This is a genomic window from Aeromonas sp. ANP5 (assembly GCF_963870295.1).
Taxonomy (GTDB): domain Bacteria; phylum Pseudomonadota; class Gammaproteobacteria; order Enterobacterales; family Aeromonadaceae; genus Aeromonas; species Aeromonas veronii.
Genome location: NZ_CAWMRY010000006.1, coordinates 89,463 through 103,857, shown reverse-complemented (window position 1 = coordinate 103,857; position 14,395 = coordinate 89,463). Strand labels below are relative to the sequence as shown.

General features: G+C 54.5%; 13 protein-coding genes. 6 read left to right on the top strand and 7 right to left on the bottom strand.

Annotated elements, in window-relative coordinates:
• Nucleotides 1-294: 294 nt before the first annotated feature.
• The 3 genes from AACT07_RS05570 (at nt 295) to AACT07_RS05560 (ending at nt 3,253) form a co-directional block, all read left to right on the top strand.
• A complete protein-coding gene (locus AACT07_RS05570) occupies nt 295-1,758 on the top strand; it encodes a chitinase (RefSeq protein WP_083249921.1) in 1,464 nt (487 codons plus the stop codon).
• Between the two features lie 469 nt (nt 1,759-2,227).
• Complete coding sequence (locus AACT07_RS05565) at nt 2,228-2,614, top strand: GFA family protein (protein ID WP_069526860.1); 387 nt, start codon at nt 2,228-2,230, stop codon at nt 2,612-2,614.
• Nucleotides 2,615-2,644: 30 nt separating this feature from the next.
• On the top strand, nt 2,645-3,253 hold the full coding sequence (locus AACT07_RS05560) for a histidine phosphatase family protein (protein ID WP_069526859.1): 609 nt from the start codon (nt 2,645-2,647) through the stop codon (nt 3,251-3,253).
• A gap of 129 nt (nt 3,254-3,382) precedes the next feature.
• On the opposite strand, the gene AACT07_RS05555 is transcribed toward AACT07_RS05560, so the two are convergent.
• The gene (locus AACT07_RS05555; RefSeq protein ID WP_069526858.1) at nt 3,383-4,678 is read right to left on the bottom strand and encodes a sensor domain-containing diguanylate cyclase; all 1,296 of its coding nucleotides are present in this window, start codon (nt 4,676-4,678) and stop codon (nt 3,383-3,385) included.
• Between the two features lie 57 nt (nt 4,679-4,735).
• Nucleotides 4,736-5,260 (bottom strand): endonuclease SmrB, encoded by a 525-nt coding sequence (gene smrB / locus AACT07_RS05550; protein ID WP_005333198.1) that lies wholly within the window; start codon nt 5,258-5,260, stop codon nt 4,736-4,738.
• A gap of 82 nt (nt 5,261-5,342) precedes the next feature.
• Between smrB and prmB the strand changes: the two genes are divergently transcribed.
• Complete coding sequence (prmB, locus tag AACT07_RS05545; RefSeq protein WP_069526886.1) at nt 5,343-6,278, top strand: 50S ribosomal protein L3 N(5)-glutamine methyltransferase; 936 nt, start codon at nt 5,343-5,345, stop codon at nt 6,276-6,278.
• Between the two features lie 12 nt (nt 6,279-6,290).
• Complete coding sequence (aroC, locus tag AACT07_RS05540) at nt 6,291-7,379, top strand: chorismate synthase (protein ID WP_069526857.1); 1,089 nt, start codon at nt 6,291-6,293, stop codon at nt 7,377-7,379.
• Nucleotides 7,380-7,489: 110 nt separating this feature from the next.
• On the opposite strand, the gene AACT07_RS05535 is transcribed toward aroC, so the two are convergent.
• Nucleotides 7,490-8,320: a substrate-binding periplasmic protein gene (locus tag AACT07_RS05535; RefSeq protein WP_069526856.1), complete on the bottom strand. Its 831-nt coding sequence runs from the start codon at nt 8,318-8,320 to the stop codon at nt 7,490-7,492.
• A 348-nt stretch (nt 8,321-8,668) separates the two neighbouring features.
• Here AACT07_RS05535 and AACT07_RS05530 point away from each other — a divergent pair, with 348 nt between their 5' ends.
• The gene (locus AACT07_RS05530) at nt 8,669-10,069 is read left to right on the top strand and encodes a DEAD/DEAH box helicase (protein ID WP_005333194.1); all 1,401 of its coding nucleotides are present in this window, start codon (nt 8,669-8,671) and stop codon (nt 10,067-10,069) included.
• Nucleotides 10,070-10,188: 119 nt separating this feature from the next.
• Here AACT07_RS05530 and AACT07_RS05525 read toward each other — a convergent pair whose 3' ends face one another.
• The 4 genes from AACT07_RS05525 to AACT07_RS05510 form a co-directional block, all read right to left on the bottom strand.
• The gene (locus tag AACT07_RS05525) at nt 10,189-10,839 is read right to left on the bottom strand and encodes a hypothetical protein (RefSeq protein ID WP_069526855.1); all 651 of its coding nucleotides are present in this window, start codon (nt 10,837-10,839) and stop codon (nt 10,189-10,191) included.
• A gap of 116 nt (nt 10,840-10,955) precedes the next feature.
• Entirely contained in the window at nt 10,956-11,342 is a 387-nt protein-coding gene (locus AACT07_RS05520) for an MAPEG family protein (protein WP_069526854.1), read from the bottom strand.
• A gap of 224 nt (nt 11,343-11,566) precedes the next feature.
• Nucleotides 11,567-12,124 (bottom strand): hypothetical protein, encoded by a 558-nt coding sequence (locus tag AACT07_RS05515; RefSeq protein WP_069526853.1) that lies wholly within the window; start codon nt 12,122-12,124, stop codon nt 11,567-11,569.
• A gap of 252 nt (nt 12,125-12,376) precedes the next feature.
• Nucleotides 12,377-14,065 carry an ATP-dependent nuclease gene (locus AACT07_RS05510; protein ID WP_069526852.1) on the bottom strand — a complete coding sequence of 563 codons (1,689 nt, stop codon included), beginning with the start codon at nt 14,063-14,065 and terminating at the stop codon, nt 12,377-12,379.
• Nucleotides 14,066-14,395 lie beyond the last annotated feature (330 nt).

Below are 14,395 nucleotides of genomic sequence, written 5' to 3'. Positions count from 1 at the left end.
TTGAGCATTTTTCTTGAACATTGATGATGGCTGACAGGTTGAGCCTGTCAGCCATTTTTTTATCACGAACAATGACCGTATGGCAGGTCACCTGGCTGTCTCAACTGTTCTAAAAATGGGCGACAGATCACGCTGTAGCGTTTTCGTTTGGGTTCTTTTTCTTTGTTTCAGCTGCACTGAATATCACAAAGTGAAATGGCTCACAAATTCTGCTTATTTCTTAATTCTCATCGTGAATTTAGTTGTTGAAACACCTACTCTTGGAACGCATTAATTCAAACAAGGACGATAAACATGTTCAAACCCAAGCGTTGTGCCTGGCTGATCGCTGCCGCCTGCGCATTGCCAAGCTATGCCGCAATGAGTGCAGCCATGAATATTCAACCCGATCCGCAAAATGCGGGAGGATATGTGATTGCGGCCCCGGATCTGGCTGCCATGGAAAAAGCCAAGACGGCCAATCCCATGTATGCAATATGGGCCAAGGCATTGGCGACCAGGTCAAATAAAATCGTTGATGCCATTGAACCGGGTCTGGCAAGCAATCCTGACAACGTAAAACGGGTTGAACGGGTATTTCCCCAATCTGAATGGGAATATTTAACCCAGATGGCAGCGCCGGAATATACTTATGTCCGCTTCTTGCGAGCCATCGGTAAATTTCCTGCGTTCTGTGGCGAATATACCGACGGTCGCGACTCTGATGCGATCTGTAAAAAATCCATCGTGACCGCCTTTGCGCACTTCTCTCAGGAGACCGGTGGCCATATTGCCAAGGAGAACGTCTCCGATAACCCGCTGGGGTTGGAGGAGTGGCAACAGGCACTGGTGCATGTGCGGGAGATGGGCTGGTCAGAGGGACAGACCGGCTACACCACCGGCTGTGGCCAGAACGACTGGCAGAACAAAAAGTGGCCCTGCAGCACGGGGCAGGGTTACTTCGGTCGCGGTGCCAAGCAGCTCTCCTACCACTTCAACTACGGCGCCTTCTCCGAGGCGATGTTTGACGGCGATGCCTCCGTGCTGCTCAACAACCCGGGGCTGGTGGCGGACTCCTGGCTCAACCTCGCTTCGGCCATCTGGTTCTTCCTCACCCCGCAGGCTCCGAAACCGGCCATGCTGCACGTGATTGATCGCACTTGGGTACCCTCAAAACGGGAAGCTGACGCCGGTATCGGCTATGGCTTCGGTACCACCATCAACGTGATCAACGGCGGTATCGAGTGTGGTGAACAAAACAAGGACAAGGGGCAGCCGGTCAATCGAATCCGCTACTGGGAAGGGCTGGCCAACCACTACCAGATCCCGATCAAGGCGGATGAGAAGAACACCTGCTGGCAGCAGACTCCTTATGGCAGCCTCAATCTCAATGGCGCTACCGACGTGCTCTACACCAACTGGGATGGCAATTGGAAATACTACCCGGATCGCCCGGGCGGTTACTCCTTCGAGTGTGAGTTGGTGGGCTTCCAGACCGCATATTCCGCGCTGGTACCGGGTGATTACGAGAAGTGTGTGACCAACTTCTACGGCTCCCACGCCAACTGGCCGAAAGTGCGGGTTGTGGACAAACTGACTCCACCACCGGTCGATCCGAGCGACCCCCCCATCGGTGGCAACCCGGCCTGGGAAGTGACCAAGGTCTACACCGCGGGCAACAAGGTGAGCTACAAGGGCGCCGTCTATCAGGCCAAATGGTGGACACAGGGGGATGATCCCGCCAAAGGCGGCCCCTGGGTTGTAGTTCCTGCCAAATAAGATGGCGTAATTTAACTCCCAAAGAGGAGAGGGGGGATAACTCCTTCTCCTCGTTAATTATCAGCAGTGCATCACTGAATATTATCTTGTATTTTCAATGGTGCTTATGTTCTAACTGATAAGGTGAGTTTTTATCTGAAAATTGAAATAAAATAGTGTTGAATCAACGTTGAGAATGAAATTTATATTCAGGTTCGTTAGCCCCTATAAACTGGCATCTTCTGATAAGAGTAGCGCGCTACTTGCTAATTCATTTCCCACCATAAATTGAAACCTCTCATTGCGAATATGAGGAGTATCTTCTCTATTGGTAAACTGTCATTTATCACCTGAAATGGTGAGGTCTTGCTATATCACTCAGCTTTATCTCGGTACATTGTCGCTTATTCCCTTGAGAAAATAGATGTAAAGGGCCGGTTTATATTGGTAATCTCTTTGGCTTGTGCAAAATTGCAACAAGGGGGGCAAGATGAAGGGCGGTTGTCATTGCGGGGCGATCCGTTATGAGATGCTGGCAGCACCTTTTGCGGCCGATTTTTGTCACTGTCGGGATTGCCAGCGCACCACGGGTGCCCCGGTCGGGGCCTGGATGGACTTTCGCATCGAGCGGGTAGAGTGGCTTTGCGGCAAACCGACCGAGTATGCGTCTTCAGACTTTATCCGCCGGGGATTTTGCGCCGAGTGTGGCTCCACCCTCACGTATCGCAGCACCCAGTACCCTGACTATCTCACGTTGGCCATCGCCTCCCTCAATAATCCGAAGGCCGTTGCGCCAACCTATCACATCCATACCGACAGTCAGCTGCCCTGGTTGCCGATCCAGGACGAGCATCCCCGTTATCGCAAAGGGAAGTAAAACCAGGTAGCCCCAGCAAAGGAGGTCGGCATGGAGCTGGTAGTTATCCGCCATGGCGAGACGCAGGCCAATGCGGAAGGGCGTTATCAGGGCGCGCTGGATATCGGGCTCAATAACGATAGCGTGCGCCAGATATCTTGTCTGGCTGAGAAGGTAGCTGTGACAGAGCCGCCGTTCGATCGGCTGCTGGCGTCCCCCCTGCTGCGAACAAGGGAGAGCGCTGCCATCTTGTCTCGTCAGCTGGGATTGCCTGTGGAGCTTGTACCAGCCTTTCGTGAGCGGGATGTCGGCCTGTTTGAAGGGCTGACACAGGTAGAGGCGAGAACACGCTATCCCGAACTGTGGGCGCGCAATATCACCCGGCGCTGGGCTGAAGCTCCTCCCGGTGGTGAGACCATTGATGAGGTGATTGCCCGGGTCTCGCAGGGACTCACGGAACTTGCTTCGACCATGCAAGGGGAGCGGATACTGCTGGTGGCGCATGGAGTGGTCGCCAAGGTGATCCGCGCCGTAACGATTGCCGGATTTGATGACTTCTTCGAGTGGCAATTGCCCAACAGCGGCATGCTGTCGGTGAGGCTCTCTCAGACTGATGGTGGCCCACTGCGCTTTAGCCGTCCCCTTGATGGTTGTGATTGAAAAGTGCACCAAAAGCAGGACGAAAAAAGCGCTACCGAAGAGAGTAGCGCTGTCTTTTGTATTCGTTGCGGTTGGTTATCTCTACAGGCACAGGTTAGCAGTGTCACCAGAGGGCAGGGGCGTGCGCCATCAGGTCGGCTCCGGCTCTTCTTTGCGGCAGCAGTTGCGCCCCTGCTTTTTGGCCAGATAGAGGGCGGTGTCGGCCCGTCTAACCATCTTCTCTACAGTGTCATGGCTGCCCTTGCTGGCGCTGATCCCGATACTGATGGTGAGGGAGATCTCAAGATCCCCCTCCAGTGCATGGTGCTGGGATTCGATGGCGAGCCTGATCCGCTCGGCACTGGCCCAGGCGAGTTCGAGGGAGGTTTCCGGCAGCAGCACGATAAACTCCTCGCCACCCCAGCGCCCCAGCATGTCCACCTCCCGCAACTGTTTGCTGATCCGTTTCACCAGACTCAGGATCGCCTGATCCCCCTGCTGGTGGCCAAAGGTATCGTTGACTTCCTTGAAGTGGTCGATATCGATCAGCAGCAGGCTCATGGTATGGCCAAAACGCTGGCAGCGTTGCATCTCGGCGTTGACCAGCTCGTTGAAGCGGCGCCGGTTGGCAATGCCGGTCAGGGGATCCGTGGTGGCGGCGACCTTCAACTCCTCCACCAGTCGGGCTCGCTCAGAGATATCCCGCAAGATGGCGGTCATCTCGGTGGTCGGGCCCAGATTGATCTTGGCGATGGTCACCTCCAGCGGAAATTCGCTGCCGTCGCGGCGCAGCCCCATCACCGAGGCGCGGGCATGCATCGGGCGCGAATTGATGGGGGAGCTGCTGAAGGCTTTGAAATAGGTCTCGTGATTGGCGCGAAAACGCTGTGGCAGCAGGGTTTCCAGCCGCTTGCCGAGATAGCTTTCGTCGATGCCGAACATCTCGCAGGCAGCAGTATTGATAAGCTCGATGCGCGATTCGCTGCTGACACTGATGATGCCGTCATAGGCGGAGTTGACCACCGCTTCGAAGCGACGGCGACTGGTGGTGAGCGCCTCTTCCAGCTGCATCCTGGCGGTGATGTCGATGGCGGTGACGATGATCCGGGTGATCCGTGCCTGCTCGGGGATGATGGGGGAGAGAATAAAGCGCCACCAACTGGTGCGCGACAGGCTGTCGATGGGCAGCTCGCTCTCGAGCCCGGTCTGCATGCGCACACATTCGTGCATTGGCGGCTCGATGGTATTGGTGATGTAGCGGGGAAACATCTCGCTCAGCTGTTTGCCAATGCTGCCAAGGACATCCAGCTCGAACGCCTTGGCAAAGGTATCGTTGGCAGAGACCAGCACAAAGTGATCATCCTTGTCGAGGCTGAACACCGCCACGGCAGCGCCGATGGCGTCGAGGGATGACTTTATGTCGGCATGGGAACCCTGTGTAAACATGCGACCTCCACGGCGAATAACACATTGATATTCAGTATAGTGTGGTCGTTTGGCTAACTACTCTTCGATATCCAGCAACACCAGAATGGCGCTGTCGCCGCCCCATTCGCGGGGGGCCTGATGGAAGGCGCGCACATTGGGGTGCTGGGCCAGCCAGCTGGGAATGCGCTGCTTGAGAATATGTTTGCCGATGCCGTGCATCACCGAGGCGACGTGAATGTTCTCTTTCTGGCAGAGGGTGAGCAGAGCCGCCAGCTCCTGTTTTGCCTGCTGCTGGTTCATGCCGTGCAGATCGAGGTAGATCTCCGGCGGATAAATGCCCCGCTTGAGCTTTTTCAGCTCAAATTTTGACACATCTTCCCGCACGTAACGGGTCGGCCCATCATCGTCGAGATGGGGCTGATACTCATCGCTGAAATAGTGGTCAACCCCAAGCTTTTCGCGGGTTTCGCGCAATTCGCGTTTCTGCTTGACCGGGCGTAACTCGGCCCTTATGGTATCTTGCTTGATTTTCCGGGTACCTTTTATCGCATCGCGGAACAGCAGGGTTTCCTCGTCTGTCGGTGAGGGCGTTTTTTTCATCAGATGCTCATGTATTAGGTATGCGTCTTGCCCGCAACGTAAACGGGGCTCGGGCCGGATATTACTCGACTTGGAGGTGGATTTGGACAAGATATTTATCGATGAGGTGGTTGCCGAGATGCACACCATCCAGGACATGTTGCGTTGGGCCATGAGTCGTTTCAACGACGCCGGGATTTTTTACGGTCATGGAACCGACAACGCCTGGGATGAAGCTGTGCAGCTGGTACTGCCCGCGTTACATCTGCCACCGGATGTAGACCCGGCCATGCGCCACTCCCGTCTCACCAGCAGCGAGCGTCACCGCATCGCCGAGCTGATTATCCGCCGCGTACAGGAGCGGGTTCCGGCCGCCTACCTGACCAACAAGGCCTGGTATGCCGGTTGGGAGTTCTACGTGGACGAGCGGGTGCTCATTCCCCGTTCCCCCATTGCCGAGATGGTGGCCAACCGTTTCGCGCCTTTCCTCAAACATGAACCGACCCGGATCATGGACCTGTGCACCGGCTCCGGCTGTATCGCCATCATCATGGCCCACGAGTTCCCTGAAGCGGAAGTGGATGCCATCGACATCAGCATCGATGCACTGAACGTGGCCGAGCGCAACATCAATGATCACGGGCTGGAGCAGCAGGTCATTCCGATCCGCTCCGATCTGTTCCGCGATCTGCCAGCGGGCGACAAGTACGATCTCATCGTCTCCAATCCGCCCTATGTGGACTCCGAAGACATGTCGGATCTGCCGGACGAGTTTCGTCACGAACCCGAGCTGGCGCTGGCGTCCGGCTCCGACGGCCTCAAGCTGACCAAGCGCCTGCTGGCCAATGCCGCAGATTTCCTCAAGGATAATGGCGTGCTGGTGGTCGAGGTGGGCAACAGCATGATCCATCTGGAAGCCCAGTTCCCCGAGATCCCCTTTACCTGGGTTGAATTTGAAAACGGCGGTCACGGCGTCTTTGTGATGACCCGTGAAGAGCTGATGCAGTATCAGGATCATTTCGCCATCTACAAGAACTAAGCAGGAGCGCGCATGGCAGGGAACAGTTTTGGTCAACTCTTTCGGGTCACCACCTTTGGCGAGAGTCACGGTCTGGCGCTGGGCGCCGTGGTCGATGGTTGCCCGCCGGGGCTGGAGATAAGCGAAGCGGATCTGCAGGGGGATCTGGATCGGCGCAAACCGGGCACTTCTCGCTACACCACGCCGCGCCGCGAGCCGGACGAGGTGAAGATCCTCTCCGGGGTGTTCGAGGGCAAGACCACCGGCACCTCCATCGGGCTGCTCATCGAGAATACCGATCAGCGCTCCAAGGATTACTCCGATATCAAGGATTTGTTCCGGCCGGGCCATGCTGACTACACCTATCACCAGAAGTATGGTCAGCGGGACTATCGCGGCGGTGGTCGCTCCTCGGCACGCGAGACCGCGATGCGGGTGGCGGCGGGGGCCATTGCCAAGAAGTACCTCAAACAGGTGCATGGCATCGAGATCACCGGTTTTCTCTCCCAGCTCGGCCCCATCAAGGCTGAGGCGTTTGACGCGGCGCAGATCGAGCAGAATCCCTTCTTCTTCCCCGATGCGGGCAAGCTGGAAGAACTGGATCAATACATGCGTGACCTGAAAAAAGAGGGCAACAGCATCGGTGCCAAGGTGCAGGTCATTGCGCGCAATGTGCCGGTGGGCCTGGGTGAGCCGGTGTTTGATCGCCTCGACGCCGACATTGCCCACGCCATGATGGGCATCAATGCGGTGAAAGGGGTGGAGATCGGCGATGGCTTCGCGGTAGTGGAGCAAAAAGGCTCCGAGCATCGCGACGAGATGACCCCGACGGGCTTTGCCAGCAACCATGCGGGCGGCATTCTGGGCGGTATTTCATCCGGTCAGGATATCGTGGTGAGCATGGCGCTCAAGCCTACCTCCAGCATCACGGTGCCGGGCAAGACCATCACCACCGAGGGTGAGGCCATCGAGATGATCACCAAGGGGCGCCACGATCCTTGCGTCGGAATCCGCGCCGTGCCCATCGCCGAAGCCATGCTGGCGCTGGTGTTGATGGATCACCTGCTGCGTCATCGTGCCCAGAATCAGGGGGTGTTGACCCATACCCCGCAGCTGCGCTGATCGCTGTTGCTGCTCATCGACTGATCGCTCCCTGTTCGGGGAACAAGTTCGAAATACCAAAAAGGCGACCTTCGGGTCGCCTTTGCTATTTCAGGTGATTACTCAACTCGTCAATGCTTGCGGAGGGTGCGGGTCAGCAGATCCGCAGCGCCAGGATCGGCATTGAGGCGACAGCTGGGGGGCGAGAACTTGCCATAGGTTTTGGGCATGGCATGGATCACCTCGTTGATCTTGAGGAGCTGCGCGTCGTTCACGCTGTTTTTGGCAAACATCAGGCTGACCGGCTGGTGGTGCAGCAATAACTGGCAGCTGATAAACCCTTCGGCCCCCAGCTGGGCCAGCCGGTAGCGGGCATATTGCCACTCCATGATGATGCCATCGAGGCGGCGAGCCAGCAGCAGATCGATCATCCGCTCATCGGCGTTGTATTCGGTCGCCATTTTAAGCGCTGGGCAGCTATCCATCTGATGCATGGGGCGGGTGCCGCGCAACTTGCCTATCTTGAGCCCTTTCTCGTTGCACAACGCGGGCAGATTATCGAGCTGTGCCCAGCGATCCTGATGGCCAGGGATAGGGTCATTGCTCAGCAGCACATAGGCGCTCTGGCGGTAGGGGGTCGAGAAGCGGGCATAGCTCTGGCGCTCCGGCAGAGGGAGAGCTGCCATCGCCACATCCAGCTGATCGTGTTCTACCAGATGCAGTGCCCGCGCCCAGGGCAGCTCGCGAAACTTGGGAGCAAAGCCCGCCTGGGTGAGGATCTGGCGGGTCAGGCTGGCATCCAGCCCATCCAGCTCACCCCGGTTATTGATTTGGCTGAAGGGGGGCCAGTGACTCCAGGCCACGGTCAGAGTCTGACTGGCCTGCAGTGCAGGGCTTAGCAGCAGAAGCAGCAGGCCAATCCTTGCCTGCCAGCTGCCGCGGGGACGATATGGCGTGGTCATAGCTAAACCTCGTTATTGTGTTCTTCTATCCCGTGCGTTTGCCCCGCGAGCCATGCCTGCGAGGGCTGATATTGTGTTGCCAGTTAATAGTGTGGTGCGTGCTACATCAATCAACGGGATTATTCGGGGGGCAGGAGGGGGATTTTCTGTTCGTGCTGGGAGGAGCATCACATTTTTCTCGTTTATCCCGGGCAACTCCGTTAGACTGCGCCTCTATTCTTTCCCCTTTGCTCTGCTCCCCGGGGAAATCGTTGTTTTCTCAATAGGCCCAGATCTTGTGAGATGGCATCGGCTCAGCAGAGGAGCCCCACCACAAATCCCCGGCGCCCCTATCTCTAGCAGGTAATTATGAGTTTTACTTCCCTCGGTCTGGCCGAACCCTTGTTGCGTGCCGTTGCCGAACAAGGCTACGACACCCCGTCTCCCATTCAGCAGCAAGCGATCCCCGCCGTTCTGGCTGGCCGCGATCTGATGGCGGCGGCCCAAACAGGGACCGGCAAGACCGCAGGCTTTACCCTGCCGATGCTGCAACGTCTGATGGAGAGCAAACGCAAGGTTTCTCCGAACCGCATTCGTGCGCTGGTGCTGACCCCGACTCGCGAGCTGGCCGCCCAGGTGGGCGAGAGCGTGCGTAACTACGGCAAACACCTGCCGATGCGCAGCCACGTCGTCTTCGGCGGCGTCAGCATCAATCCGCAGATGATGGCGACTCGCCGTGGTCTGGACGTGCTGGTGGCCTGTCCCGGCCGCTTGATGGATCTCTACAACCAGAACGCCGTCAAGTTCGACGAGGTGGAGATCCTGGTACTGGACGAAGCGGATCGCATGCTCGACATGGGCTTTATCCGCGACATCCGCCGCATCCTTGCCCTGATGCCGAAGAAGCGCCAGAACCTGCTCTTCTCCGCCACCTTCGCCGACGAGATCCGCGAACTGGCCACCGGTCTGCTGGATAACCCGGCTGTCATTGAAGTCGCCCCGCGCAACAGCACTGCCGAGCGTATCGAGCAGCTGGTGCACCCGTGCGACAAGGCCAACAAGATCGCGCTGCTGAGTCATCTGGTCACCAGCAACAACTGGCAGCAGGTACTGGTGTTCACCCGTACCAAGCACATGGCCAACCGTGTTGCCGAGACCCTCGACAAGAACGGCGTCAGCGCCGCCGCCATCCACGGTAACAAGAGCCAGGGTGCCCGTACTCGCGCGCTGGCCGGTTTCAAGGATGGTAGCGTCAAGGTGCTGGTGGCGACCGACATCGCCGCCCGTGGTCTGGACATCGACAAGTTGCCGCAAGTGGTCAACTTCGAGTTGCCCAACGTGGCGGAAGATTACGTTCACCGCATCGGTCGTACCGGCCGTGCTGGCGCTGCCGGTCACGCCATCTCGCTGGTGGCTGCCGATGAAGGCAAGCTTATCAAGGCGATCGAGCGTCTGACCAAGCAGAACATTCCGTGCGAGCAGGTGGCCGGTTTTGAAGCTTCCCGCGAGACCTTGGACAACATCGCCCGTGGTATCGGCGCGCCGCTGCGCAAAGAGCCCCGCGATCCGAGCGAGCAGCGCCGTGCGCCGCGTCCGCAAGGTCAAGGCCAGCGTCAAGGTGCCGGTCGTTCCGCCTCCAATGGCAATGCGGGTGGTGCACGTACCGGTAACGGTGGCAAGCCCAAGCCGCAAGGTGGTCAGCGTCCGGCTGATGGCGCTGGCAAACCGGCTCAGGCCCGTCGCCCACGTCGCTCTACCCACAACCAGTAAGCGTCTCGGGAGCTTGACTCCCCAGCTATGCGGTTGACTGAAAAAGCCCTGCCAATCTGGCAGGGCTCTTTGTTTTTTCAGCCATACAATCGGCACTGTGTGGTGCTGCGAGAACCGCGCTAGATGGCGGAGAGGTACTGCTTTTGCATCGCCAGCCAGCGGCCGTTATTGATAAACGCCAGCTGTACCTTGAGCAGGGCCGCAATTTCCGCCCGGTGCTTTTTATCGAGGTAGAGAAAGACCTGCTCTTTGGTGATCTTCTGCCAGGGGGACGTCAGTGCAGGTTGAGAAGCGGGGCGCATCTTGATGAGCCAATCCACTTTGCCTCGATGCAGTTGGGCAAGCCCTTGCTTCTCATCGTTCAACCAGATGACCTGATAGTTGCCGAGGAAGCGTTCGCACCATTGGATGCCACGCAGGCAGCCAATCACGGTACCCTTGGCGGGGGGCCAGCTCGGGTTATCCCTTGGCTGACCATAAATCGCCGCCTCCGAGATGGGGGCACCGATCTGCAGCAAGTGGGGATAGGTCTGATCAAAGCCCTTGATCCGGGCCATATCGCCATCGACGGCATGGTCTGCCTCAATCAACTTTTCGCAGCGGGCATAGGTGCAGGGGATCAACTGAAAGTCGATGCCGGCCCGGCCAAACCAGTCATGAATAAAAGGGCGCAATATCGCAGTGTGTTCGACCGCTGCCGCCAGCTTTAGCGGGGTTGCGTGGGCAACGGGAGTCAGCCCGACAAGCAGTAACCAGCCAATCCACTTCATATCGCACTCCTGAATCGGGCTTGTTTAAGCAGCACTGTTGCGACGATCTGTGCAGTGAAGAATAGCCGATGGGGATGGCTGCCAGACCGCTTCGCCAGCTATTCGTGGCGGCCGGGTCAGGGGAGCTGCGCCGTGATCAGGATATGGGCAGCGCTCACCAGGATCACCGTGAAGGTCAGCCCCATTCCCGCCACCCGATAACGGAAGTTTTCCGGCGTGCGGCTCATGCCAAAGGCGTGGCAGAGACGGCCAAGCAGCAAGGCACTCCCCAGCAAATGAACCAGCCAGGGGGCATGGCTGCCGGTTTCAACGAAATAGATGAGCAGCAGGGCGAGGGGGACATACTCCGCAAAGTTGGCATGCACCCGCATGGCCCGCAGCATGGCGGGATCATCCCCATGCCCCAGCGCCACCTTACGGCTATGGCGGGTGCGAATGGTTCGAATGCTCAGCAACACAAACAGCAGGGCGAGCAGGGCCGCGTAAACAGGCAGTATGGTCATGGTATCTGTCTCCTTGTGTGATGATATCGAGTGGCTGGAGTTAAGAGACGCGATAATGCTCGGCATCTCAATGGCTTGCCTTGAGGGTAGCAGCAAACTGCTTTAGCACGACCGTCATCTATTCACTTACCATCTGCCAAGCGCAGGCGCAAAAAAACAGCCCTGCCGAGTTGGCAGGGCTGTTTTTTGATCATATTGATGGTGGGCAGAGCAGGGCCCCGTCATTACCCCTCATAAGGGAGGGAGGAGTGGTGTAGCACGATACGCACCTTGCCATCATCCCCCTTCTTGAAACCCCAGGTCTTGTCGACTGTAGTTTCCTTGTTGTCGCGATCTACCAGATGCACCTTGCCCATGGTCAGCGCCATGTCGCCGTTGATATAGACGGCGGCATTGTCATAGCGATAGCTCTGCCAGTTTTTCAGGGCGAACCCTTTGTCGGTGGGGTAGGCGCTGTTGTTGCCGACAAAGTAGGCCAGCGCCCCCTCGCGGTTGGTGCGAAAGGTCTGCTCGCCACCGGCCAGGGTGGGTTTGAACAGCACCGGCCCCTGCTGGTAGCCATAAGCGCTGTCGAGCACCGACTCGGCGGTCGCCTTGGCGCGCTCAATCCCACCGGCGCGATAGTCATCGCTGATCTTGATGAGCGCCGCGCCCCAACCATCCTGCGCGGCCTTGATCTCCGCCTCGGTAATTTTGTTGTTGGTGATTTCGGCGGCGCTAAGTGCGCCGCTGGCGGCAAGCAGGACGAGGGCAAGGGTGCTCTTCTTGAGGTGCAACATCATTGTTTTCAAACTCCTGATAGCGATAAACGAGCGGGCAGTGTAGCGAAGGGGCATGAACGGTTTTTGAACTGATTATTCAGGGTTAGGTAGTAAAAAGGTCGGTATATAGCTGAAGGTTTGGGGGATGGTTCGGTGGAGTGTCGTGACAGTTTGGAACTGGAGGAGTTGACGGGAAACTTCGTGCAGAAACATCTTATCGTTTGGCCGTGCCAGTATTAGTTGGCACGGCGTATAAAAATATCACCTGCTATTTTAATTTATGCTATTACGGTAAATAGCGTCATTTCTAGTTTTTAGTGCTGCCTCAACAACATTGAAAACCGTTATGAATCTTTCAGCCCAATCTAAAGAATCTGATGCAATTGCTTTTTCTTTTAAATAGTTTCTTAGTTGCTCTTTGTTGGCGGTTGTACGAACATCGAATGGTTTTAAAATACCTTGAACATCAGTGGCGAAATTAGAAAACCAGTTGGGGTGTTCATTATTAGCCTCAATAATCCATGAGTGAGGGAAGAGCCCCTCTAGAGAGAATCCATCATGCAATGTGACGAAGTCCTTATTTGCTTGAAAGGGGATTCTCTTATTCCCAAAGTAATTTTGAAGATTCTTTCTTGTGTTATCCCCTGCAGAATCGCCATCTAAGATAGTGACAACCGGACGTTCAAGATAAATGAACTCGTATGTTGCTTTCATGAAGGCTTCCATACCGGCTACACCAGTGAAATCAAGAAACTCTGATTTTCTGACGAATGGCCATTCAAACCTACTATCAAGTTCAGGTGTTACATGTTCTAAAAACCATCTGAAAACCTCTCTATCTGACTTCCCTTCGACAAAAATATTTGAAACGCCTAAATTATAATAATCACTAAATCTTACACCTAATGCTTTTCTTATCGATGTTGTGGCATGAACATAATTGTCATATTTTATTATTTTTGTTCCACTTGCATCACTGACAGTTCCTGCTATTCGAGTTGGATCTTGTGATACAAAAGCTAAAGAATGTGTGGTCGTAACCAATAAAGCTTCTGCACCAATTTCGTTCAACATTTTGTGGCATGATCCAGCTAACTCTGGATGTAGGTAAGATTCAGGTTCTTCAATAAGCCATATTGTACTCTTATTTAATTTTCTTTCTTCTTTTGTAATCCAAAGAAATGAGGCTAGAATGGCAGAGGCTTGAATTCCCATGCCTTTTCGCTCTATCGAGGTCATGTTCGGGTCTGACAAGTTAAACTCAAATTTATGTATTAGTTCCTCGAGAGAGTTGTTTGGCAGTGAGAAGTGTGAGGTGATATGATTTAGTCCAGCATTTTTCAATTGGGCATCTAAATGATTGGATATTTCTTTTAGGCTGTTGTTGATATCTTGGAGTTTATCATCTAAAACTTTTGCAACATAACGTTTTATGAACGGCTGCAATAATGATGAATAGAGATCGCCAATGCTTTTTGATGATGGAACATAATGACATATAAATTTATCAAGCAGAACTGAAACTGCTTGGCGTTGAATTCTAGAGATTGACTTTGCTGTATCTGGCTTTCTTTTTTCATTCGCAAAGAATACATATTTAGGATTTTCTGAATTTGGGAATGAAAGATAAAGTTGGAATGTGTTGCTTAAAGGTTTTGGCTCTTCAAGCATATCGTTTAACTCATCATATAATTCAAAGAAATCTTTATCTAAATCAAGCCTATCACCAGAAAATGTAACAGTTAAAGTAGTCTGCTCTGTTGTAATACCAAAGGTTTTGTCAGTTTTTAACTCATATCCGAACTTATTTTCAAAACCAGTGAAAATTAATTCTATGGCCTTTAGTATATTTGTTTTACCACTACTGTTAGGGCCGACAATTGTTACGCCATTGGTTAGGTCTATAGACTGTTCTTGCCCAATTGTTCGGAAATTTCTTATCCTTAAGTTCTCAATTTTCATTGTGTAAAACCATAGTTAGATGTATATGCAATAATGATTATTAACTTCTATGTTTATATAGTAATATAATGACTCGTTATGGTAAATGAGATAGCAGTCACAGTTTACATATAAAACAGTGCTCAATAGAAAGAAGTGGTCATTGGGATAGGTGAATATCATTTTTTGGCTAATTTATAGCCAGGTTTATGTTGGTTGATGCTAAGTCGCCAAACTACGCCATAACCATAACGCGGGGCAAAGCCATAAAGCGACAACTCGTGGGTTGTGCTGACATATTGCGTTTAATCTAGTACTACCAATTTGGCCTGTAAGTCAGAGTAATTTCAC

Excerpts from the sequence above, each read along its gene's own strand:
- AACT07_RS05570 (WP_083249921.1), top strand. The coding sequence starts at position 295 with ATGTTCAAACCCAAGCGTTGTGCCTGGCTGATCGCTGCCGCCTGCGCA.
- AACT07_RS05565 (WP_069526860.1), top strand. The coding sequence starts at position 2,228 with ATGAAGGGCGGTTGTCATTGCGGGGCGATCCGTTATGAGATGCTGGCA.
- AACT07_RS05560 (WP_069526859.1), top strand. The coding sequence starts at position 2,645 with ATGGAGCTGGTAGTTATCCGCCATGGCGAGACGCAGGCCAATGCGGAA.
- AACT07_RS05555 (WP_069526858.1), bottom strand. The coding sequence starts at position 4,678 with ATGTTTACACAGGGTTCCCATGCCGACATAAAGTCATCCCTCGACGCC.
- smrB (WP_005333198.1), bottom strand. The coding sequence starts at position 5,260 with ATGAAAAAAACGCCCTCACCGACAGACGAGGAAACCCTGCTGTTCCGC.
- aroC (WP_069526857.1), top strand. The coding sequence starts at position 6,291 with ATGGCAGGGAACAGTTTTGGTCAACTCTTTCGGGTCACCACCTTTGGC.
- AACT07_RS05535 (WP_069526856.1), bottom strand. The coding sequence starts at position 8,320 with ATGACCACGCCATATCGTCCCCGCGGCAGCTGGCAGGCAAGGATTGGC.
- AACT07_RS05530 (WP_005333194.1), top strand. The coding sequence starts at position 8,669 with ATGAGTTTTACTTCCCTCGGTCTGGCCGAACCCTTGTTGCGTGCCGTT.
- AACT07_RS05525 (WP_069526855.1), bottom strand. The coding sequence starts at position 10,839 with ATGAAGTGGATTGGCTGGTTACTGCTTGTCGGGCTGACTCCCGTTGCC.
- AACT07_RS05520 (WP_069526854.1), bottom strand. The coding sequence starts at position 11,342 with ATGACCATACTGCCTGTTTACGCGGCCCTGCTCGCCCTGCTGTTTGTG.
- AACT07_RS05515 (WP_069526853.1), bottom strand. The coding sequence starts at position 12,124 with ATGATGTTGCACCTCAAGAAGAGCACCCTTGCCCTCGTCCTGCTTGCC.
- AACT07_RS05510 (WP_069526852.1), bottom strand. The coding sequence starts at position 14,065 with ATGAAAATTGAGAACTTAAGGATAAGAAATTTCCGAACAATTGGGCAA.